At 61.6% G+C, this 276-nt stretch carries 1 protein-coding gene; it reads right to left on the bottom strand.

All coding sequences use genetic code 11. The features are described 5' to 3' along the window. On the bottom strand, positions 1-260 hold a 260-nt coding region (locus ACJDTP_RS27730), incomplete at its 3' end, for an amidase family protein (RefSeq protein WP_406763041.1). Positions 261-276 lie beyond the last annotated feature (16 nt).

Genomic DNA, 276 nt, shown 5'->3' with positions numbered 1-276 from the left:
GGAACGCCGTGCAGGGCGCCCAGCTCTTGCCCACGCATGACCGCCTGCTCCGCCTGGCGGGCTTGCCGTCGGGCATCGTCCTCGATCAAGGTGACAAATGCATTGAGCCCGGGATTTAGCCGGTTGATCCGCGCCAGCACGGCATCGGTCACCTCGACCGGCGACACTTGTTTCGATCGAACGGCCGCCGCCAATTCAGTTGCAGGCATTGTGCACAATGTATCGCTGGCATCACCACCGGTTGCTGCTCGATCGTCCACTCTTGTCATCTGCTAA

Origin of the sequence: Candidatus Clostridium helianthi, assembly GCF_045310795.1 — a bacterium.
GTDB classification, from domain to species: domain Bacteria; phylum Bacillota; class Clostridia; order Clostridiales; family Clostridiaceae; genus Clostridium; species Clostridium helianthi.
This window is presented reverse-complemented; position numbering and strand designations above follow the sequence as displayed.